General features: G+C 69.5%; 18 protein-coding genes. 6 read left to right on the forward strand and 12 right to left on the reverse strand.

The annotated features are described in order from the left end of the window. Nucleotides 1-17: 17 nt before the first annotated feature. A complete protein-coding gene (locus ACYBYQ_RS03715) occupies nt 18-1,154 on the reverse strand; it encodes a DUF1615 domain-containing protein (protein ID WP_459617033.1) in 1,137 nt (378 codons plus the stop codon). A 169-nt stretch (nt 1,155-1,323) separates the two neighbouring features. Here ACYBYQ_RS03715 and ACYBYQ_RS03720 point away from each other — a divergent pair, with 169 nt between their 5' ends. After that, nucleotides 1,324-1,764 (forward strand): GNAT family N-acetyltransferase, encoded by a 441-nt coding sequence (locus tag ACYBYQ_RS03720; RefSeq protein ID WP_459617034.1) that lies wholly within the window; start codon nt 1,324-1,326, stop codon nt 1,762-1,764. A gap of 60 nt (nt 1,765-1,824) precedes the next feature. Next, complete coding sequence (locus ACYBYQ_RS03725; protein WP_459617035.1) at nt 1,825-2,514, forward strand: MarC family NAAT transporter; 690 nt, start codon at nt 1,825-1,827, stop codon at nt 2,512-2,514. An 8-nt stretch (nt 2,515-2,522) separates the two neighbouring features. On the opposite strand, the gene ACYBYQ_RS03730 is transcribed toward ACYBYQ_RS03725, so the two are convergent. Next, nucleotides 2,523-3,425, reverse strand: coding sequence for an NAD(P)-dependent oxidoreductase (locus ACYBYQ_RS03730; protein ID WP_459617036.1), 903 nt, complete (start codon nt 3,423-3,425; stop codon nt 2,523-2,525). A gap of 13 nt (nt 3,426-3,438) precedes the next feature. Next, nucleotides 3,439-4,410 carry a Bug family tripartite tricarboxylate transporter substrate binding protein gene (locus ACYBYQ_RS03735; RefSeq protein WP_459617037.1) on the reverse strand — a complete coding sequence of 324 codons (972 nt, stop codon included), beginning with the start codon at nt 4,408-4,410 and terminating at the stop codon, nt 3,439-3,441. Between the two features lie 197 nt (nt 4,411-4,607). On the opposite strand from ACYBYQ_RS03735, the gene ACYBYQ_RS03740 reads away from it, so the two are divergent. After that, the gene (locus ACYBYQ_RS03740; RefSeq protein ID WP_459617038.1) at nt 4,608-5,507 is read left to right on the forward strand and encodes a LysR family transcriptional regulator; all 900 of its coding nucleotides are present in this window, start codon (nt 4,608-4,610) and stop codon (nt 5,505-5,507) included. A 27-nt stretch (nt 5,508-5,534) separates the two neighbouring features. Here ACYBYQ_RS03740 and ACYBYQ_RS03745 read toward each other — a convergent pair whose 3' ends face one another. Beyond that, nucleotides 5,535-6,434, reverse strand: coding sequence for a LysR family transcriptional regulator (locus tag ACYBYQ_RS03745; RefSeq protein ID WP_459617039.1), 900 nt, complete (start codon nt 6,432-6,434; stop codon nt 5,535-5,537). Nucleotides 6,435-6,543: 109 nt separating this feature from the next. On the opposite strand from ACYBYQ_RS03745, the gene ACYBYQ_RS03750 reads away from it, so the two are divergent. Then, nucleotides 6,544-7,758, forward strand: a complete 1,215-nt coding sequence (locus ACYBYQ_RS03750) for an alpha-hydroxy acid oxidase (protein WP_459617040.1) — start codon at nt 6,544-6,546, stop codon at nt 7,756-7,758. Between the two features lie 23 nt (nt 7,759-7,781). Next, entirely contained in the window at nt 7,782-8,759 is a 978-nt protein-coding gene (locus tag ACYBYQ_RS03755; RefSeq protein ID WP_459617041.1) for a D-2-hydroxyacid dehydrogenase, read from the forward strand. 10 nt (nt 8,760-8,769) lie between these two features. Here the strand turns inward: ACYBYQ_RS03755 and ACYBYQ_RS03760 are convergent, their stop codons facing one another. The 8 genes from ACYBYQ_RS03760 to ACYBYQ_RS03795 all read right to left on the reverse strand — a co-directional run bounded on the left by ACYBYQ_RS03760 (nt 8,770) and on the right by ACYBYQ_RS03795 (nt 17,549). Further along, entirely contained in the window at nt 8,770-9,777 is a 1,008-nt protein-coding gene (locus ACYBYQ_RS03760) for a tripartite tricarboxylate transporter substrate binding protein (protein ID WP_459617042.1), read from the reverse strand. A gap of 353 nt (nt 9,778-10,130) precedes the next feature. Beyond that, nucleotides 10,131-11,237 carry a porin gene (locus tag ACYBYQ_RS03765; RefSeq protein ID WP_459617043.1) on the reverse strand — a complete coding sequence of 369 codons (1,107 nt, stop codon included), beginning with the start codon at nt 11,235-11,237 and terminating at the stop codon, nt 10,131-10,133. A gap of 567 nt (nt 11,238-11,804) precedes the next feature. Then, on the reverse strand, nt 11,805-12,914 hold the full coding sequence (locus ACYBYQ_RS03770; protein ID WP_459617044.1) for a porin: 1,110 nt from the start codon (nt 12,912-12,914) through the stop codon (nt 11,805-11,807). A gap of 319 nt (nt 12,915-13,233) precedes the next feature. Continuing rightward, a complete protein-coding gene (locus ACYBYQ_RS03775; RefSeq protein ID WP_459617045.1) occupies nt 13,234-14,226 on the reverse strand; it encodes a Bug family tripartite tricarboxylate transporter substrate binding protein in 993 nt (330 codons plus the stop codon). 121 nt (nt 14,227-14,347) lie between these two features. Further along, a complete protein-coding gene (locus ACYBYQ_RS03780) occupies nt 14,348-15,574 on the reverse strand; it encodes a pyridoxal phosphate-dependent aminotransferase (RefSeq protein WP_459617046.1) in 1,227 nt (408 codons plus the stop codon). Between the two features lie 10 nt (nt 15,575-15,584). Next, entirely contained in the window at nt 15,585-15,938 is a 354-nt protein-coding gene (locus tag ACYBYQ_RS03785) for a RidA family protein (RefSeq protein ID WP_459617047.1), read from the reverse strand. Then, nucleotides 15,935-16,858, reverse strand: a complete 924-nt coding sequence (locus ACYBYQ_RS03790; protein ID WP_459617048.1) for an NAD(P)-dependent oxidoreductase — start codon at nt 16,856-16,858, stop codon at nt 15,935-15,937. Before ACYBYQ_RS03790 ends, ACYBYQ_RS03785 begins: the two co-directional genes overlap by 4 nt. Nucleotides 16,859-16,880: 22 nt before the next feature. Continuing rightward, nucleotides 16,881-17,549: a GntR family transcriptional regulator gene (locus ACYBYQ_RS03795; protein WP_459617049.1), complete on the reverse strand. Its 669-nt coding sequence runs from the start codon at nt 17,547-17,549 to the stop codon at nt 16,881-16,883. 268 nt (nt 17,550-17,817) lie between these two features. On the opposite strand from ACYBYQ_RS03795, the gene ACYBYQ_RS03800 reads away from it, so the two are divergent. Next, the gene (locus ACYBYQ_RS03800) at nt 17,818-19,473 is read left to right on the forward strand and encodes a thiamine pyrophosphate-binding protein (RefSeq protein ID WP_459617050.1); all 1,656 of its coding nucleotides are present in this window, start codon (nt 17,818-17,820) and stop codon (nt 19,471-19,473) included. Nucleotides 19,474-19,487: the final 14 nt, after the last annotated feature.

Raw genomic sequence — 19,487 nt, forward strand, 5'->3', positions numbered from 1 at the left:
GCCGGCGCGCCGCGCTGCTATCCCGCCCGGGCCATGCAGCGCTTCCAGCGTTCATGCACTCGGTTGGCGAACCAGGCCGTGGTGAGCTTGCGGGTGATCTTGGGGCTTTCCAGCGTGATGCCCGGGAGCACCGCCCGCGGCACGGGCTTGCCGGCCTCGCGGTCGGCGAGCGCGTACACGCGCTTGTACAGCCGCGTGTCCTCGAACGCGAGGCGGTCGCCCTCGAGCAGGTCGGCCCGGATGTCGACATGGTCCATGTCGAGCTGCCGGCGCAGGGCGCGCACGGCCAGTTCGGTGCGGCTGGCCTGGGCCGAGCCGCGTATCAGCAGGTCGCCGTCGAGGGCGAGCTCGATGCCGGAGAGGCGGCTGACCGCGCGCTGGAATGCCGCGTTGCGGCTGGCGTACCAGCCGGCATTGAAGTCGGCGTAGCGGTACAGCAGCGAGTCGTAGTTGGCCGGGTAGCCCAGCAGGTGCGCGATGCCGAAGTACATGCCGCCCCGGCGGGTGAACACTTCGCGGCGGATGGAGCCTTCCACCGGATAGGGGTAGTCGGCCGCGTGCTCCTGCGCAAACGCAATGCTGACCTGCATGGGGCCGCCGGTATGCACGGGGTTCAGTCCGCCGAACAGCCTGCGGCCCATGGGGACCATGCCGATGAAGTCTTCGAAGATCTCGCTGAGCTGCCTTTCGGTGCGCACCGCATCCAGGCGCTGGTTGTAGGTCTGGCCGGTGGGCGAGCGCAGGTCCAGCGCGGCCTCCACCAGGAAGCCGGGAATGTGCAGCGCCTGCGTGCGCCGCGCGATTTCCGATCGCGCGATGCGGGGGAGCCCGGGCACTGCCGGGTCGGCGTTGAAGCCGGACTCCTGCTCGGTCACGGCCACCGCGGCGCAGAGGTTGGCGGGCGTGGAGTCCAGGCCCTGCGCGGTGAAGGCGACGCTGATGTCGCGGGCCCATCCGTCGCGGTCGGCCACTTGCGGAGGCAGCAGTTCCCGCAGGTCGGCGCGCACCTCGCCGGGGCTGCGCGGGGCCTCCGGCGCCCGGGTCGCGCAGGCGGCCAGGAGCAGCAGCAGCGCCGTGCCGGCCCAACGCAAGGGGCGCGCCAGCCGATGCGCGGGCGCGTCGACCCCGGCCGCTAGCAGGGTAGCGCGCGGCATGCGTCGGGAGGCGGAAAGCAGGGCTTGGGCATGGCGGAAATTCTACCCGTGAATTCCGCCAACCCGGCCTGCGCTGCCGGCCCATGGGCCGGCGCCGCGGCGTCATGCTGCGGCGGTATCATGCCCGGGCCCGGCGCATCGTGCGCGCGGGCGTGTCCGGAGAGCAAGGATGACGGCGACGGCAATCAGGCCCATGATGGCGCAGGACATTCCCGCAGTGCGGGAACTGCTGGCGCAGCTGGGGTATCCGCTGGACATGGCGGAAGTGGCGCGGCGCCACGCGGCGGTGGCGCGCGACCCGGGCCACGTCCTGCTGCTGGCCGAGCATGAGGGGCGTGTGGTGTCGCTGTGCCACCTGTATGTGCGGCCGGCGCTGGAGAAGCCGCCGGAGGTGATGGTGCAGGCGCTGGTGGTGGACCAGGCCTGCCGCGGCGCGGGCGTGGGCAGGCGCATGATGGCGGCCGCCGAGCAGTGGGCCCGGTCACGCGGGCTGGATTCGGTGGCGCTGACCTCCAACGTGGCGCGCGACGGCGCCCATGCGTTCTACGAGGCGCTGGGCTACGAGCGCAAGGCCACGTCGCACCTGTTCCGCAAGCAGCTCGGTACCTGAGCGCCACGGGCGCGCGGCGGCCCCTACAATGGCGCCTGTCGGCTTACGCGAGGGTCCCGCATGATGCAAGAGCTGCTGCAACTGGTGCAATTGGTGGGGCTCGCGCTGGCGCTGATGCTGCCGCTGGCCAACCCGCTCACGTCCATGACCCTGCTGCTGTCGCTGGGCGAGCACATCCCGCGGTCCGAGCGCCTGCGCCAGGTCACGCAGGCCGCCTGGTATGTGGTGGGCATCATGCTGGTCACGTACTACGCGGGCAGCTGGATCATGCATACCTTCGGCATTTCCATACCGGGCATGCGCATCGCTGGCGGGCTGATCGTGGCCTTCATCGGCTTCACCATGCTGTTTCCCTCGAGCCCGGCGGAATCCATGCCCGAGGCCGACAAGAAGGCCTCGGCGGCGGCGGAGCACCGCCAGGTGCCGAACATCGCCTTCGTGCCGCTGGCGCTGCCCGGCACGGCCGGCCCGGGCACGATCGCCATGATCATCAGCGGCACCTCCAAGCATGCCGACATGGCCGCGAGCTATCCGGGCTGGGTGGTGGCGCTGGCGCCGCCGCTGGTCTTCCTGCTGCTGGGCCTGCTGTTCTGGCTGTGCCTGCGCTCGGCGGACCGCGTGGTGGCCGTGATCGGCCATGGCGGGGTGGAGGCCATCTCGCGCGTGATGGGCTTCCTGCTGGTCTGCATGGGCGTGCAGTTCGCCATCGACGGCGTGCTGGAGATCGCGCAGGCGCACGCCGCCGGCTGAGCGCGGGCTCAGTCCCCGGCGGAGCTGGCCGACAGGTCGGCGATCAATTGCCCGACCACGCTCCAGTCGTCCTGGTCGCGGCCCTGGTTGCAGACGGCCTGCAGCAGCTGCAGCGTGGTCGCGGCCACGGGCATGTAGGCGCCGGCCTCCTGGCCGCAGGCGGCGGCCAGCCGCAGGTCCTTGCGCATCAGCGCCGCGCGGAACCCGGGCTGGTAGTCCTGCTGCAGCATCCGCATGGCGTTCTTCTCGAGGATGTTGCTGCGTGCCGCCCCGCCCAGCAGGGCCTCGCGCACCGCGGCCGGGTCCACGCCGTTGCTGCGGGCCAGCGCGAAGGCCTCGGCCACGCCCAGCATGACGGCGCTGACCGCCACCTGGTTGCAGGCCTTGGCCACCTGGCCGGCGCCGTTCGCGCCCACGTGCACCACGCGCGTGGCGATCGCGTCGAGATACGGGCGGCAGGCCGCCACGGCCTCGTCGGACCCGCCCACCATGCAGCTCAGTTCCCCTTTCTCGGCGCCTTGCTGGCCCCCGCTCACCGGCGCGTCGATCAGGGCGATGCCGCGTTCGGCCAGCCGGCGGGCGTGGTCGCGCGTGGCCGAGGCGGCGATGGTGCTGGTGTCGATGACATGGCTGCCGGCCTGCAGGCCCTGGGTCAGGCCCTCGGGCCCGAACAGCACCTGCTCGACGGCCTCGGTATCCGACAGGCACAGCATGACCGTACCGGCGCTGCGCCCGACTTCGGCGGGCGAGGCGGCGGCGCGCGCGCCGGCCGCCACCAGCGGCGCTTCGGCCCCGCGGCTGCGGTTGTGCACCGTGACGGCGTAGCCGCGGCGCAGCAGGCACGCGGCCATGCCGCGTCCCATGATGCCCAGTCCTATGAATCCGATGGTGTTGGCGTCGGGTGTCGTCATCTGGCTGCTCCTGTCAGGGTCTGGATCCCGCGCGTATGGCCGCCAGCGATTCGCCGATGAGGGCGTAGCTTTCCTCGATCTCTTTCTGGAATGCGGGGCCGTCGGCGTAGTCCGTGGTGAGGCCGCTCTTCTGGGCATAGGCCTTCCAGGAATCGCTCTCGATGGCCTGGTGGAACACGCGGTTGAGGTAGCGGTAGACGGGTTCGGGCAGGCCTGCGGGCGCCAGCAGGCCTTTCATGTTGTCCAGCGCCACGGGATAGCCGAGCTCGGTGACGGTGGGCACGTCGGGCAGGGAAGGCACGCGGCTGCGCGAGAACACCGCGATGGGCCGGATCTTGCCCGCATCCATCAGGCCCTTGAGTTCCTCGGGCGCGCCGAAGGCCATGTCGAGCTGGCCGGCGGCCAGCGCGGTGAGCGAGTCCGCGGCGCCCTTGTACGGCACGTGCAGGAAGCGCAGGCCGCTCTTGGCCTGGAAGGCCAGCATGGTCGAGTGGAACAGGCTGCCTTCGCCGGTGGAGCCGTAGCTCAGGCCTTCGGGCTTCTCGCGCGCAGCCGCGATCAGGGCCTGCATGTCGGGGAACGGCGAATCGACGGGCACCGCCAGCACGGACGGCAGGCGCGCAGCCTTCAGGATGGGGGTGAAGTCGCGCCGCGCGTCGTAGGCGATCTTCTGGTGGTTGCCCACCGAGGTGGTCTCGCTGCCGCCGCCCACGAACAGCTTGTAGCCGTCGGGCGGCGCCTTGGCGACTTCCTGGGCTGCCAGCACGCCGGCCACGCCGGGCTTGTTCACCACGATCACGGGCACGGGCACGGTGTCTTTGACGGCATTGGACAGCTGCCGGGCGATCTGGTCGGCCGAGCCGCCCGGGGCGAAGCCCACCAGTATTTCGATGGGCCTGGCCGGGGTCCATTCCTGTGCCGTGGCCGGCACGGCCAGCGCGGTGGCCACGGCGGCGCCGGCCAGCCATGTGAAGGCTTTGTTCATGTGGGTCTCCTCCGCTCTCGTTGGAGCAGGTATCTGCCTTGCCAATGCCGGCACGCCCGCGGCGATCCGGCCTGGACAGCTCCTAGACTCTAGCAACAAGGGATATGGAAAGTAAGTGATAAATTTCCCAGGACATCCATCGCTTTTCTTCATGACGAGAAGGCCCGGCCAACGATCCGGGCCCATATGGAGACGCCATGACCTTCAAGCAGCTGGAGGCCTTCTACGCGGCCGCCATATCGCCCAGCTTCGCGGTGGCCGCCGCACACGTGCACCTGTCGCAGTCCTCGCTGTCCAAGCGCATCAGCGAGCTCGAGGCCGATCTCGGCCAGCGGCTGTTCGACCGCAGCGGGCACCGCAGCGTGCTCACGCCCGAGGGCGAGACGCTGCTGCCCCTGGCCCGCGAGATCCTCGGGGCGGCGGCCCGGGCGCGCGCCGCGGTGGGCCGCGGCGACGGCCTGCAGGGCGTGTGCCGCTTCGGCATGGGGGAACTGGCCGCCATGAGCTGGCTGCCCAAGTTCGTGGCGCGCTGCCGCGCCGATTTTCCCGAACTGCGCCTGGAGCCGCACGTGGACGTGGGCCAGAACCTGGAGCGGCGGGTGGAATCGGGCGAGCTGGATTTCGCCGTGGTGGCGGGCTGGTCCTCGCGCCCGGCCATCGCCTCGCACACCATCGCCGAGGTGCGCTACGCCTGGGCCGGCTCGGCGAGGCAGCTGCGCGGCATCCGGGTGCTGACGCCCGGGCACCTGCAGGACATGACGGTGATCACCATGCCGCCCGGCGCGGGCTCGACGCGCATCTTCGAGGCCTGGCTGCGCGAGAACAACGTCAGCGTGTCGCGGCAGCTGGCGTGCAACCACATGGGCGCGATCGCCGGCATGGTGGCCGCAGGCGTGGGCGTGGCGTTCTTTCCCGAAGGCTGGCTGCGGCCGCTGCGCGAGAAGCATGCCGTGCGGCCGGTGGAGAGCGAGCCGCCGCTGCATCCGCTGCATTATTCGTTCCAGTGCCGGCGCGACGACATCCGGCCGCTGGTGGGCGCCATGCGCGAGCGGGTGATGGCGGAGGTGGATTTCGCGGTGCCGCACCCGCTGTGGTGACGCTGGCGCCCGCCCGGCCGACGGCTCCTAGATCACGCAGGGCAGGATGTCGAAGTCGATCGCCTGCGCGGCGATCTCGCGCAGCTGCTGCACCATGGGGCGGGAGTCGTCGCGTCGCCATTGGTAGGTGTAGGGCAGGGGCCGCAGCGGCGGGAAGTGCGCCAGCGCCTCCAGCTCGCCGCGCCGGATCAGGGCTTCGGCCCAGGCGCGCGGCAGGAAGCCCACGCCCAGCCCTTCGCGCAGCATGCCGGCCACGGCCCCGAGGTTCTCGCAGGTCATGCGCCGGCCCACGGCGATCTGGTGCTCGGTGAGCCATTCGTCGAGGATGCGTATGGTGCCCGCGCCGGCCGGCAGGGTGATCAGCGTGGTTTCGGGGAGATCCTGGGCACGCAGCGGCGGATCCAGGGGCGAGAGCCGCGGCGACGCCACCCAGATGAACTCGGCCTGGCCGATGCGGTGCGAGGCGATGGCGCTGCGGGTGGAGGGGCCGGCGATGATGGCGAAGTCCAGTTCGCCGTCCTGCAGCTTGAGTTCCAGCGCCTGCCCCAGGTTGGCATGCGGCTCGATGGTGAGATTGGGATGGGCCCGCTGGATCAGCGAGACCAGCCGCGGCATCCAGGTCAGCGAGGTGAGCTCGCCCACGCCGAAGCGGCAGCGCCCGCTCAGCGTCCGCGCATCGTTGGCGCGGCGCATGAACTGTTCGGCGCTGCGCAGCACGTCGCGGGCGTGCGGCACCAGCCGGTCGCCCAGCGGCGTGAGCGTGGCGCTGCGCTGTTCGCGGTTGAAGAGCGCGGCGCCGATCGCGGATTCGAGTTCGCCGATGCGCTTGGAGAGCGAGGACACGGAGATGTCGAGGCGGCTCGCTGCCACCGCGAAACTGCGGCAGGTGGCCGCCCAGTAGAACGCCTCGAGCTGCTTGAGGGTCATGGTTGAATAAAAGCGAACGGTATCGATCAATTATTGTCGCTTTATTCTAACGATAAAGCCCGATATAGTCCCTCGCGTTTTCCCAGGACACCTGTTTCCCCGGACTCCCATGTCGACATCCGCCATCGTCAATCCCCTGGAGGCGCCCCGCACCTCGAACTATGTGCCTGCGCGCCGGCTCCGTTCCTTCCTGTCGCTGCACGATTTCGAGGCGGCGGCGCGCCGGCATCTGCCGCGCCCCATCTTCGGCTACGTGGCCGGCTCGGTCGAGGACCGGCAGTCGGAGCAGGACAACCGCGCGGCCTTTGCCCGCTACGGCTTTCGCACGCGCGTGCTGGTCGATGTGTCGCAGCGGCGGCAGGACCTGGAGATCTTCGGGCAGCGCTACGCCTGCCCCGTCGGCATCGCGCCCATGGGCATCTCGGCGCTCACGGCGTATCGCGGCGACGTGGTGCTCGCCCGCGCCGCGCGCGAGGCCGGCGTGCCCTGCATCATGAGCGGCTCGTCCCTGATCCGGCTGGAGGAGGTGATGGAGGCCGCGCCGGGCACCTGGTTCCAGGCCTACCTGCCGGGCGACGAATCGCAGATCGGCGCGCTGATGGACCGCGTGGCCGCGGCGGGGGTGCAGACGCTGGTCGTCACGGTGGACACGCCGGTGGCCGCCAACCGCGAGAACAACGTGCGCACCGGTTTCAGCACGCCGCTGCGTCCCAGCCTGGGCCTGGCCTGGCAGGGCATCACCCATCCCTCGTGGCTGTTCGGCACCTTCCTGCGCACCATCGCCCGCCACGGCATGCCGCATTTCGAGAACAACTACGCCACCCGCGGCGCGCCCATCCTGTCGAAGAACGTGCTGCGCGACTTCTCCGACCGCGGGCACCTCAACTGGACCCACGTGGCGCAGATCCGGCGCCGCTGGAAGGGGCCGATGGTGATCAAGGGCATACTCAGCGGGGCCGACGCGGCGCGCGCGCGTGAACTGGGCATGGACGGCATCGTGGTCTCCAACCACGGCGGCCGCCAGCTCGACGGGGCGGTGTCGCCGCTGCGCGTGCTGCCCGAGATCGTGGAGCAGGCCGGCAGCATGGTGGTGATGTTCGACAGCGGCGTGCGACGCGGCACTGACGCCATGAAGGCGCTGGCGCTGGGGGCGCGCTACGTTTTCGTGGGACGGCCTTTCAATTATGCTGCGGCAGTGGCCGGCGAGGCCGGCGTGCGGCATGCCATCCGCCTGATGCAGGACGAGATCGCGCGCAACATGGGCATGCTGGGCATCACGCGCCTCGACGAACTCGATCCCTCCTTCCTGGTGCGCCTCGACTAGCGCATCGCTCCCGGGCCTGAACCATGACCGAACCCCTGCACATCGTCTTCCTGGACCGCGACACGCTGTCTCCGCAGACCCAGCTGCGCGACCCCGCCTTCGCCCACCGCTGGACGGAGCACGCGCGCACCGCGCCCCACGAGGTGGCGGACCGCATCGCCGACGCCGACGTGGTGGTGGTGAACAAGGTGAAGCTGGAGGCCGGCGCGCTGGCGGCGGCGCCGCGCCTGAAGCTGGTGGCGGTGGCCGCCACCGGCACCGACAACGTCGACCTGCACGCCTGCGCCGCGCGCGGGATCGTGGTGTCCAACATCCGCGACTACGCGCGCAACACGGTGCCGGAACACACGTTCGCGCTGATCTTCGCCCTGCGCCGCAGCATCACGGCCTATCGCGACGCGGTGCGCGCCGGGCGGTGGCAGGAGTCGGGGCAGTTCTGCTTCTTCGACCATCCCATCCGCGACCTGGCCGGCTCCACGCTGGGCATCATCGGCGACGGCGTGCTGGGCAAGTCGGTGGCCCGGCTGGGGCAGGCCCTGGGCATGCGGGTGCTGTTTGCCGCGCACAAGGGCCGCGAGGGCATGGGCGCGCTGTATACGCCTTTCGAGGAAGTGCTGGCGCAGTCCGACGTGATCACGCTGCACTGCCCGCTGCGCCCCGAGACGCGCGGCATGATAGGGCCGGCGGAGTTCGCGATGATGCGGCGGCGCCCGCTGCTCATCAATACGGCGCGCGGCGGCCTGGTCGACGAGGCCGCGCTGGTGCAGGCGCTGCGCGACGGGCAGATCGCCGGCGCGGGCTTCGATGTGGCCACGCAGGAGCCGCCCGCGCCGGGGCATCCGTTCGAGGCCCTGGCGGACGCGCCCAACTTCATCCTCACGCCTCACGTGGCCTGGGCCAGCCAGGAAGCGATCCAGGCGCTGGCGGACCAGCTCATCGCCAACATCGAGGCCTATGTGGCGGGCCAGCCCCGCAACGTGGTGCAGGCGCCCGCCGCCTGAGTGCGCCGGCTCAGCGCTCGATCCAGGGCATGTCGCGCCAGAGGGCCCGGTACGCGGCTTCGCCTTCCTCGAGTTCGGCCGTGTATTGGGCCGGCGGCAGGTAGCGCAGCGGCGCGTAGAGCTCGGCCGACTTCTTGCGGAACTCCGGGTCTTCCACGGTGCGTGCAACGGCTTCCACCAGCTTGTCGCGCACCTCGGCGGGCAGGCCCTTGGGCGCAGCCAGCCCGCGCAGGGACGCCTGCTGCACGGCGTAGCCCTGCTCGGCGAAGGTGGGCACGTCCGGCGCCAGGTCGCTGCGGTCCTTGCTCATCTGGCCGAGGAACCGGATGGGCGTGCCGCCCTTGATGTACTGCAGGGCCTCGCCCACGTTGATGGCGCCGACCATGATCTGCTGCCCGGCGATGGCGCCCCGCACCTCGCCCGCGCCCTTGTATGGCACATGGTTGAGGGTGGTGCCGGTGGCGCGCTGGAACTGCAGCATGGCGATATGGTCGTCCGAGCCCGTGCCGGTGGTGCCCACCGTGACCTTGCCGGGATTGGCCTTGGCATAGGCGGCCAGCTCGCCCAGGGTCTTCACCGGGCTGTCCTGGTGCACGGTGAAGCCGCCCGGGTCGTCGATCAGGTTGCCGAGCAGGTCGTAGCTGCGCCAGGTGAAGGGCGTTTCGCGCTCGATCGGGATGGTGAGCAGGTTGGGCGTGTTGATGAAGCCGATGGTGTAGCCGTCGGGCTGGGCGCGGGCAAGTTCGGCGAAGCCGATGGCGCCGCCGGCGCCGGGGCGGTTCAGCACCACGATGCGCGCGTCGTTGCCCAGGTACTTCTGCAGGAAGGGCGCCATCATGCGCGCCACCAGGTCGGTGCCGCCGCCCGGTCCGTACGACACGATGAGGTTGATGGGGCGTTCGGGATACGCCGCGTGCGCTGCGGACGCGGCAGTTGCCATCGCGATGGCCAGGGCCAGCAGGGTGGGGGTGCGTACCGCGCGCGCAAGGCGGCGGGATGGGTTCGCTGCGTGGGGCATGATCGTCTCCGGTTTTGTCGTGGGACACGCCCGCGGTCGGCACGGCGTGTCGGGGGAGACTGTAGCCCGGGGCGGGGCCCGTCCGAAAGCGAATAATCTGCGTGGCGATTGTTCGCCAAATCGAAATGCCGGGCCCCGAAAGGAATGCCGAGCCCCAAAGCGAATGCCGGGCCCCAGAAGCGAGTGGGCCTCCCACCGGGGGAGGCCCAACCCTTCGGAACGCCGGATGCCGCAGGCGGGCGGGGGGAATATCGCCACTCGCGGTCAACGGAGAAGAAGCCGCGTGATCGGACGGATGCCCGCGCTGCGTCAGGCAGGGCCAGCCTGTTCCACGGGTGGCCCTGTCCGGTCGTTCAGAACCGGTGACGGATACCCACGGCTACGGCCGTGTTCTTCACGTCTTCCTGGAAGGCGTAGTTGTCGCCGTAGGCCGCGTAGGCATACAGGTTGGTACGCTTGCTCAGGTCATAGGTGGTGCCCAGGGCGAAGACGTTGAAGGTCTTGTCGTCGCCGGTGAGCTTGTCGTTCTTCGGATCGGCACGCTGCCAGGAGCCGAACACCTTGGTGGCGCCCAGCGGCACGGTGAAGCCCAGCATCGTCGAGTTCACGCGCGAGCCGTCGACCACGTTGTAGGTCCCCAGCGACTGGAAGCCGTCCGGATCGGTGCCCATGTCGGTGCCGACGAACCAGCCGTCGAACGTCTGGCCCCAGGCCGCATGCAGCTTCACGACCTCGAAGTCGTAGGTGCCGCCCACGATGTATTCCTGGATGCGGCCCTCGTCCTGGCCGCCGGCGGCGGCGTTGGTCGGGTTCAGGCGGTCGTAGGTGGCCACGAGGTCCAGCGGGCCGTTGTTGTAGCGCGCGCCGAAGGTGATGACACGGTTGTTGTCGTTGGTGGCGAAGTCGGTGTCGTCGCTGTTGTCGTCGGCGTTGAACGAGTAGCCGGCGCCGAAGCTGAAGCCGCCGAAGCTGGGCGACTGGTACATCACCATGTTGTCCAGGCGCATCGTGTTGGCGGCGCTGAACGTGGTGCCGGCGTTGGCCGTGACGTAGCTGGTGCCGAACGGATCGATGCTGTCGAAGTACTTCGACGCCATGTTGGTCTGGCGGCCGAATTCGATCTTGCCCCAGGTGTCGTCGGCCAGGCCGACGGTGGCTTGACGGCCGAACAGGCGGCCGCCCTGGGCGGAGTTGCCGGTCTGGCTGTTGAAGCCGGCTTCGAGGTTGAAGACCGCCTTCAGGCCGTCGCCCAGGTCTTCGGTGCCGCGCATGCCGAAGCGCGAACCGCTGCTCACGCCGTTGACGGCGCCGAAGCGGTTCTGTTTGAAGCCGTCGGGGCCCTTGACCTGTTCGTAGCCGACACCGGCGTCGATCAGGCCGTACAGGGTGACGTTGTCGGCGGCATGGGCTGCGCCGGCGAATCCCGTTGCCAGGGCGGCAACGAGCAGGGTCTTCTTCATGTTGATGCTCCCGTTGATTTCTATAAGTCCGAACCGGGACGTGCGCGACGGCACCGGCAGCTCGGGACAAGGCGAAGTCTAGGGAGCGGATACCTTTGGAAAAAGACGCACGGGACGAAAAGACTTTTCCATTCTTCCGGGCGTCATATTCAGTTTTTTTTCAGAGCAATGGGGGTAATCACGCATGTGCGCGCGTGGTCTATATGGGTAGATCGCGGCGCGCGCGGCTTGCCGGGCCTTCCCGCTTGCGCATCGGTGCCCCGGTGGGCGGGCGTTGTGGCCGCCGGCGTCGTGGTCGGTGTGGCGCAGAACCAACGTGTGCGGGCGGATGATCTGTTGCACGTTTCCAACGTTGGCCGCACCAATGGTTTGCCGCACCCGGCGCCATGGCCGGAAATGCGAGCGGGCCTCCCGCAGGGGAGGCCCGACCCTTCGGAACGCCGGGATGCCGCAGGCGGGCGGGGGCTCGTCACTCGCGGACAACGGAGGGAAAACCGCGTGATCGGACTGTGCCCGCCTGCGTCAGGCCGGGTTGCCTTGTTCCAGAGGCAGCCGGCCCCCGGTCGATCAGAACCGGTGACGGATACCCACGCCCACGGCCGTGTTCCGCACGTCCTCGTGGAACGCGAAGTTGTCGGCGTAGGCAGCATAGGCGTACAGGTTGGTACGCTTGCTCAGGTCATACGTCGCGCCCAGGGCGAAGATGTTCATGGTCTCTTCGCCGCCCGTCAGCTTGGCATTGTTCGGCTCGGCACGCTGCCAGCCGCCGAACACCTTGGTGCTGCCCAGCGGCACGGTCAGGCCCACCATGGCCGAGTCGACGCGCGAACCGTCCACGTAGGTCAGGCCGGACAGGTCGTCGTAGCCGCTGAAGTCGGGATCGGTGCCCATGGACAGGCTGGAGAACCAGCCGTCGAAGGTCTGGCCCCAGGCAGCGTGCACTTCCACGACTTCGAAGTCGTAGGCGCCGCCCACCACGTAGGCCTGGACGTTGTCGACGTCGCCTTCGGCGGCGCTGGGGTTCAGGTTGTCGTACGTGGCGACCAGGGTCAGCGGGCCGTTGCTGAACTTGAGGCCCGTGGTCAGGACACGGTTGTTCTCATTGGTGCGGAAGCCGCCGCCGGTGCTGGCCTTGGCGTCGGCATTGAACGAGTAGCCCACGCCGAAGCTGAAGCCGCCGAAGCTGGGCGACTGGTACATCACCATGTTGTCCAGGCGCAGCGACTTGGCCGTGCTGAAGGCCGAGCCGATGCCGGCCAGGCCGTAGTCGGTGCCGAACGGGCTGATGCCGCCGACGTACTTCGACGCCATGTTGGTCTGGCGGCCGAACTCGAGCTTGCCCCAGGAGTCGGCGGCCAGGCCGATGGTGGCCTGGCGGCCGAACAGGCGGCTGCTTTGCGACGAGGTGCCGTTCTGGCTGTCGAAGCCCGATTCCAGGGTGAAGATGGCCTTCAGGCCGTCGCCCAGATCTTCGGTGCCGCGCAGGCCCCAGCGCGAGCCGCCGCTCACGCCGCTGGTGGCGCCGATATGGCTCTGCTTGAAGCCGTCCGGGCCCTTGACCTGTTCGTAGCCGATACCGGAATCGATCAGGCCGTACAGGGTGACGCTGGTGTCGGCAGCGTGCGCCGCACCCGTGAATCCCGTTGCCAGGGCGGCAGCGAGCAGGGTCTTCTTCATGTTGATGCTCCCATGTTTTCGATGTGAAGTCCGGCCGCGCGGCACGTGGGATCCGTGCCGGAACGCCGGGACAGCCGAAGTCTAGGGGAGCGACACCTTCCGAAATATTGAGATACACCCGAAAAGACTTTTCCATGGATCAGGGTAATCCCTGACTACTTATGTAACAAAGGTGCGATATCGCGCGAGCGCGTGACGCGCGTGTTGCCGCGCAGCTGTGACACGACATGCTGCGAACAGGGCCCCAAAAACACGTAACTTCAATGAAAAACGCGCACCTTGCGGTGCGCGTGGTGTGGCGCGGATCAAACGGGCGGGGTCAGTCTACCCGTGCGCCCGAGGCCTTGACGACGTCGGCCCAGCGGGCGATGTCGGCCTTGTGGATGCGCGCGAAGGCTTCCGGGCTGGGATCGGCCGGCGGAGTGACGCCCTGGCTGTCGGTGAGCCAGGCCTGGAACTCGGGCGTGCTGATCAGCTTGATCACTTCCTCGCTCATGCGCTTCTGGATGGCTTCGGGCAGCTTGGCCGGGCCGAACAGGCCGTACCAGGTGCTGCTTTCGTAGCCCGGAATGCCGCAGGCCTGGGCCACGGGGGGCACGTCGGGCAGGGCCTTGATCGGCGCCGAAACCGTGACGGCCAGGGGGCGCACGGTGCCGCCCTGGACCGCGGCGATGGACGGCGCGCTCTGGTTGAAGAAGAAGTCGACCTCGCCGGCGAGCAGGGCCGTCATGGCGGGGCCCTGGCCGCGGTAGGGCACGTGCATGACGTCGACCTTGGCGCCTTGGGCGAACTGCACTCCCGCCAGGTGGCCCGACGTGCCGTTGCCGGTGGACGAATAGTTGAGCTTGCCCGGCTGGGCCTTGGCCATCGCGATCAGGTCGGCGCAGGTCTTGAGGTCGGGGTGCTTCTTCGGATTGACCAGCAGCACGTTGGGCACGTCGCCGAGCAGGGCGATGTGGCTGAAGTCTTTTTCCACGTCGAAGCTGAGCTTCTGGTAGAGCGCGGCGTTGATGGCGTGGGTGCCCGCCGTGCCCAGCAGGAAGGTGTAGCCGTCGGCGGGAGCGCGGGACACCAGGTCGGAGGCCACGTTGCCGCCCGCGCCGGTGCGCGTGTCGACCACGAAGGGCACGCCCAGTGCTGCGCTCAGGCCTTCGCCCAGCTTGCGGGCGTAGAGGTCGACGCCGGATCCGCCGGGAAAGCCGGCAATGATGGTGATGGGCCGGGAAGGCCATTTGTCGTCTGCCGCGCCGGCGGGCGATGCGGCGATGGCCGTGGCGAGCGCCAGGGCGGCTAGCGTGAATTTGCGCAACATGGTGTGTTCCCCTTAGTGTCGATGGTGGTGCGGAATACCGTGAAACAATCCGGCCGCGCCGCCGCCACGGCGGCCAGCGCGGCCGGGGCTCCCCGAAGGGGAGTTTGGGGCCGGACGCGGCTCAGCGCAACTGCGCGACCGCATCGGCGATGCGCTGCATGGCCGTGCGCAGCTGGGCTTCGGACGTCGCATAGCTGATGCGGAAGTAGGGCGCCAGGCCGAAGATGCTGCCCGGCACCACGGCTACGTCGTGGTCCCTGAGCAGGTATTCGCAGAAATCGGCGTCCGTCTCGAGGCGCTGGCCGGCCGGTGTGTGGCGGCCCAGCACGCCGGCGCAGCTGGCATACGTGTAGAACGCGCCTTCGGGCCGGCGGCAGGACAGCCCTTCGATCGCATTGAGCGCGTCGACGACCAGGTCGCGGCGCCGCTGGAACGATGCGCGCCGCTCGGCCAGCACGTCCTGCGGGCCCTCGAGCGCGGCGATGGCCGCGGCCTGCGTCACCGAGCACGGATTGGACGTGCTCTGGCTCTGCACCACGGCCATGGCGGCGATCAGCTCGCGCGGGCCGCCGGCGTAGCCGAGGCGCCAGCCCGTCATGGCATAGGCCTTGGAGAGGCCGTTCACCGTGAGCGTGCGCTGCTTCAGCTGCGGCTCGACCTGGGCGATGGTGCGGAAGGCGAAGCCGTCGTAGACCAGGTGCTCGTAGATGTCGTCGCTGAGTATCCAGACGTGCGGATGGCGCAGCAGCACGTCGGCCAGCGCCCGCAGGTCGGCCTCGCCGTAGGCGGCGCCGCTGGGATTGGACGGCGAGTTCAGCATCAGCCAGCGCGTGCGCGGCGTGATGGCGCGTTCGAGGTCCGCGGGCGCCAGGCGGAAGCCGTTGGCCTCGCTGCAGGCCACCGGCACCACCGTGCCTGCCGCGATGGCGATCATGTCGGCGTAGGAAGTCCAGTAGGGCGTGGCGACGATGACTTCGTCACCCGGGTCCAGCGTGGCCATCAGGGCGTTGTGGATGACCTGCTTGGCGCCGGCGCCGGCCGTGATCTCGTCCAGGGCGTAGTCCAGGCCGTTCTCGCGGCGGAACTTGTTGCGGATGGCCTGCTTCAGCGCCAGCGTGCCATCGAGCAGGGTGTACTTGGTTTCGCCGGCCTCGATGGCGCGGATGGCCGCCTGCTTGACGTGATCCGGCGTGTCGAAGTCGGGCTCGCCGGCGCCCAGCACGATGACGTCGCGGCCTTCGCGCTTGAGCTGTGCGGCCCGTGCCCCGATGCGCAGGATCTCGGAGACGGCGATGCGCGCGATGCGGTCGGCCCGGCGCAGGGGGGAGGATGAAATGGCCTGGGTCATGATGGGGGTATCAGAGTGCGGCGGTGACCATGATCTCGACCCGGATGTCGGGCGCCGCCAGTTCCAGCGCGCCGCAGCAGCGGGCCGGCGCCTGGCCGGGCACGATCCAGGCATCGTAGACCTCGTTCATGGCCTGGAAGTCGGCCATCGACTGCAGCCAGATCGTGACGTTCAGCAGGCGCGACTTGTCGGTGCCCGCGGCCGCCAGCATCTCGTCGATCTTGGCCAGTACCTGGCGGGTCTGGCCGGCGGCATCTGCGCTGCGGTCGTCGGCGGTGTGGCCGGCGAGGTAGACCGTGCCGTTGTGGATCACGGCGCGCGAGCGGCGGGTGTTCTGGTCGAAGCGGGTGATGTCGGTGCTCATTGCTGGGTTCCCTGGCCGGAGATGCGGCGGCAGTGGTTGAGGGCGGATTGGATCAGGTTGTCGCTGGCCTCGGGGGTGCGGAAGGCCGAGTGCGCCGAGAGCGTGACGTTCTCCAGCCGGGTGAGGGGGTGGTCCTGCGGCATGGGCTCGACGGTGTACACGTCGAGGCCGGCATGGCGGATCTTGCCGCTCTGCAGCGCCTCGGTCATCGCCGCTTCGTCGACCAGGGCGCCGCGCGCGGTGTTGACCAGGATCACGCCGTCGCGCATGGCGGCGATGCGCTCGCGCGAGATCAGGCCGCGCGTTTCGTCGGTGAGCAGCAGGTGCAGCGACACCACGTGGCTGCGCGCCAGCAGGTCGTCCAGCGATACGAACTCCACGCCCGGATGGGTCCTGGGGCTGCGGTTCCAGGCGATGACCTCCATGCCGGCGCCCTGGGCCAGGCGCGCCATCTCGGCAGCGATGCCGCCGAAGCCGACCAGGCCCAGCGTCTTGCCGGTGAGCTGCACGCCGTCGGTGCGCAGCCACTGGCCGGCGCGCATGGCGCGGTCCATGCCGGCAAAGCCCTTGGCTGCCGTCCACATCAGCGCGAAGGCGCACTCTGCCACGGCGGTATCGCCATAGCCCTTGATGATGTGCACGTCGATGCCCAGTTCGGCCAGTTCTTCCGGGTTCATGTAGGAACGCGCCCCGGTGCCCAGGAACACCACGTGCCTGAGCCCCTGGCATTGCCGGGCGATGTCGGTGGGCAGGTGGGTGTGGTCGACGATGGCGATCTCGGCGCCCGCGAGCACGGCGGGCAGCTGGTCCGGGGTGATGTCGGGCTGGCGGTTGATGGCCAGCGGCAGGTCGTCGGCCCGGTGCAGGCGTTCGGCCACGGCTGCGAGCGTGGGGTTGGCGTCGACAAAGATGGCTTTCATGCGGTCGTCCTTGTGGTGGGTGTCAGTTCGTCGTTTCGGTTTCGAGTAGGCGCGATTCGGCGTAGTCGGCCAGGGCGTTGCCCATGTAGATCTCGGCGTAGCCGGCGCGGGTGAGCGCGACCAGGTGGTCGAGATGGTGTTCGATGTGCTTGCGCATGAGGGCCTGCGCGCCGTCGAGGTCGCGCGCCAGCAGGGCCCGCATGATCTCGGGATGGTCGTTGCGGGTGAGCGAGCGGCGCGTCTTCAGGTCGAGCCAGCGTGCGAAGCGGATGCGTTCGTTGATCGACTTCACCGAGCGCAGGAATTCCTCGTTGCCCGCCAGCGCAGCCAGGCGCTCGTGGAAGGCTTCGTCGCGCCACAGCAGCCGGATGGCCTGGGCGTCGGATTCCGGTTCGTCGCGCGTCTGGTCGGCGAATTCGGCCAGCTCGCGCAGGGCGTCGTCGCTGGCGCGTTCGCAGGCCAGGCGCACCACGCCCAGTTCCACCGTGGCGCGGTATTCGTACAGCTGCAGGATCTGCCTGGCGTCGAGCGGCCGCACCGTATAGCCGCGGTTGGGCGTGGGCACCAGGAAGCCCTCGGCGGCGATGCGGCTGAGCGCTTCGCGCACCGGGGTGCGGCTCACCCCGAGCTGGCGCGCCAGCTCGAGTTCGTTGACGCGCTCGCCGGGGCGCAGGCCGAACGTGGTGGCCATGGCCTTGATGCGTTCATACGTGCGGGCCGGGATGGAAGCGATGGCGAGCCTCGGCTGGGTGAAAAGTGGGGGGAATGGCAGGCGCGGCCGCCTGGCGCAGGCCTGGGCCTTTCCTGAATTCCGAATTGTATACACATGATGAATATAGTTCTGTATGCAGTCAAGTGCTATCCTTGCCGCAAGCGTGGCGCCAGGGCGTCCGCGCCGGCTGCCGGACGCCGGGTTCCGGTACCAGAGAGGCGGGGCTGCCCGCGAGCGAGACAAGAACATGACTACCGAATTCCCCCGCCGCACCGGCGGCCAGGTTCTCATCGACCAGTTGCTGCGCCAGGGCGTGGAGCGCGTCACCTGCGTGCCCGGAGAGAGCTACCTGGCGGCGCTCGATGCCCTGTACGACAGCGGCGTCGAGGTGATCGCCTGCCGCAACGAGGGCGGGGCCGCCATGATGGCCGAGGCCTACGGCAAGCTCACCGGCCGTCCGGGCGTGTGCTTCGTCACGCGCGGCCCGGGCGCCACCAATGCCAGCCACGGCGTGCACATCGCCATGCAGGATTCCACGCCGATGCTGCTCTTCATCGGCCAGGTCGACCGCAGCATGCGCGAGCGCGAGGCCTTCCAGGAAGTCGATTACCGCGCGATGTTCGGCGCCATGGCCAAGTGGGTGGTCGAAATAGACCGGGCCGACCGCGTGCCCGAGCTGGTGGCGCGCGCGTTCCGCGTGGCCATGCAGGGCCGTCCCGGCCCGGTGGTGATCGCGCTGCCCGAGGACATGCTGGTGGACACCTGCGCCGTGCCCGACGCGCCGCGCGTGGAACCGGCGCAGGCCTGGCCCGCGCCGCACGACCTGCGCCAGCTCGAATCCCTGCTGGCCGGCGCGCGCAAGCCGATCGCCGTGCTGGGCGGATCGGGCTGGGATGCCGAGGCCTGCGCCGCCTTCGCGCGCTTTGCCGAGCGGGCCGGCCTGCCGGTGGCCACCTCGTTCCGCCGCGCCTCGCTGTTCGACGCCGACCATCCCAACTACGCCGGCGACCTCGGCATCGGCCCGGATGCGCGCCTGAAGGCCCGCGTGCTCGAGGCCGACCTGGTGCTGCTGGTGGGCGGCCGGCTCTCGGAAATGCCCTCGTCGTCCTATACGGTGCTCGACGTGCCGGTGCCGCGCCAGCAACTGGTGCACGTGCACCCGGGCGCCGAAGAACTGGGGCGGGTATACCAGCCGGCGCTCGCCATCCAGGCCGGGCCGCGCGCATTCTGCGCCGCGCTCGAGGGCCTGGCGCTGCCGCAGCAGCCGGCCTGGCAGGGCTCTGCCGAGGCGGCGCATGCCGAATACCTGGACTGGACCGGCGAGCCCCGCACGCTGCCCGGCGACTTCCAGTATGGCCAGGTCATCGCCTGGCTGCGGGACCGCCTGCCGCGCGACGCCATCGTATGCAATGGCGCGGGCAACTACGCCGGCTGGCTGCATCGCCACCATCGCTTCCATGTGCCCGGCACGCAGCTCGCGCCCACCAGCGGCTCCATGGGCTACGGCGTACCCGCGGCCGTCATGGCCAAGCGCCAGTGTCCCGAGCGCACCGTGGTGGCTTTCGCCGGCGATGGCTGCTTCCTCATGAACGGCCAGGAATTCGCCACGGCCGTGCAGTACGACGCGCCCATCATCGTGGTGGTGCTCGACAACGCGCAATACGGCACGATACGCATGCACCAGGAGCGCGAATATCCGGGCCGGGTGGTGGCCACGCAGCTGCGCAACCCCGATTTCGCCGCCATGGCGGTGGCCTTCGGCGGCCATGGCGAGACCGTGCGCCGCACCGAGGAGTTCGCACCCGCCTTCGAGCGGGCGCTGGCTTCGGGCAAGCCCGCCATCCTGCATTGCCACCTCGATCCGCGCGCGCAGTCGCATGCGCGGGATTTCGCCGGCGCCTAGGGTTTGTCAACAGG

This window comes from Bordetella sp. 2513F2, assembly GCF_054642735.1.

Bases quoted from the DNA above. Each gene is read 5' to 3' on its own strand.
- ACYBYQ_RS03715 (WP_459617033.1), bottom strand. From the start codon at position 1,154: ATGCCGCGCGCTACCCTGCTAGCGGCCGGGGTCGACGCGCCCGCGCAT.
- ACYBYQ_RS03720 (WP_459617034.1), top strand. From the start codon at position 1,324: ATGACGGCGACGGCAATCAGGCCCATGATGGCGCAGGACATTCCCGCA.
- ACYBYQ_RS03725 (WP_459617035.1), top strand. From the start codon at position 1,825: ATGATGCAAGAGCTGCTGCAACTGGTGCAATTGGTGGGGCTCGCGCTG.
- ACYBYQ_RS03730 (WP_459617036.1), bottom strand. From the start codon at position 3,425: ATGACGACACCCGACGCCAACACCATCGGATTCATAGGACTGGGCATC.
- ACYBYQ_RS03735 (WP_459617037.1), bottom strand. From the start codon at position 4,410: ATGAACAAAGCCTTCACATGGCTGGCCGGCGCCGCCGTGGCCACCGCG.
- ACYBYQ_RS03740 (WP_459617038.1), top strand. From the start codon at position 4,608: ATGACCTTCAAGCAGCTGGAGGCCTTCTACGCGGCCGCCATATCGCCC.
- ACYBYQ_RS03745 (WP_459617039.1), bottom strand. From the start codon at position 6,434: ATGACCCTCAAGCAGCTCGAGGCGTTCTACTGGGCGGCCACCTGCCGC.
- ACYBYQ_RS03750 (WP_459617040.1), top strand. From the start codon at position 6,544: ATGTCGACATCCGCCATCGTCAATCCCCTGGAGGCGCCCCGCACCTCG.
- ACYBYQ_RS03755 (WP_459617041.1), top strand. From the start codon at position 7,782: ATGACCGAACCCCTGCACATCGTCTTCCTGGACCGCGACACGCTGTCT.
- ACYBYQ_RS03760 (WP_459617042.1), bottom strand. From the start codon at position 9,777: ATGCCCCACGCAGCGAACCCATCCCGCCGCCTTGCGCGCGCGGTACGC.
- ACYBYQ_RS03765 (WP_459617043.1), bottom strand. From the start codon at position 11,237: ATGAAGAAGACCCTGCTCGTTGCCGCCCTGGCAACGGGATTCGCCGGC.
- ACYBYQ_RS03770 (WP_459617044.1), bottom strand. From the start codon at position 12,914: ATGAAGAAGACCCTGCTCGCTGCCGCCCTGGCAACGGGATTCACGGGT.
- ACYBYQ_RS03775 (WP_459617045.1), bottom strand. From the start codon at position 14,226: ATGTTGCGCAAATTCACGCTAGCCGCCCTGGCGCTCGCCACGGCCATC.
- ACYBYQ_RS03780 (WP_459617046.1), bottom strand. From the start codon at position 15,574: ATGACCCAGGCCATTTCATCCTCCCCCCTGCGCCGGGCCGACCGCATC.
- ACYBYQ_RS03785 (WP_459617047.1), bottom strand. From the start codon at position 15,938: ATGAGCACCGACATCACCCGCTTCGACCAGAACACCCGCCGCTCGCGC.
- ACYBYQ_RS03790 (WP_459617048.1), bottom strand. From the start codon at position 16,858: ATGAAAGCCATCTTTGTCGACGCCAACCCCACGCTCGCAGCCGTGGCC.
- ACYBYQ_RS03795 (WP_459617049.1), bottom strand. From the start codon at position 17,549: ATGGCCACCACGTTCGGCCTGCGCCCCGGCGAGCGCGTCAACGAACTC.
- ACYBYQ_RS03800 (WP_459617050.1), top strand. From the start codon at position 17,818: ATGACTACCGAATTCCCCCGCCGCACCGGCGGCCAGGTTCTCATCGAC.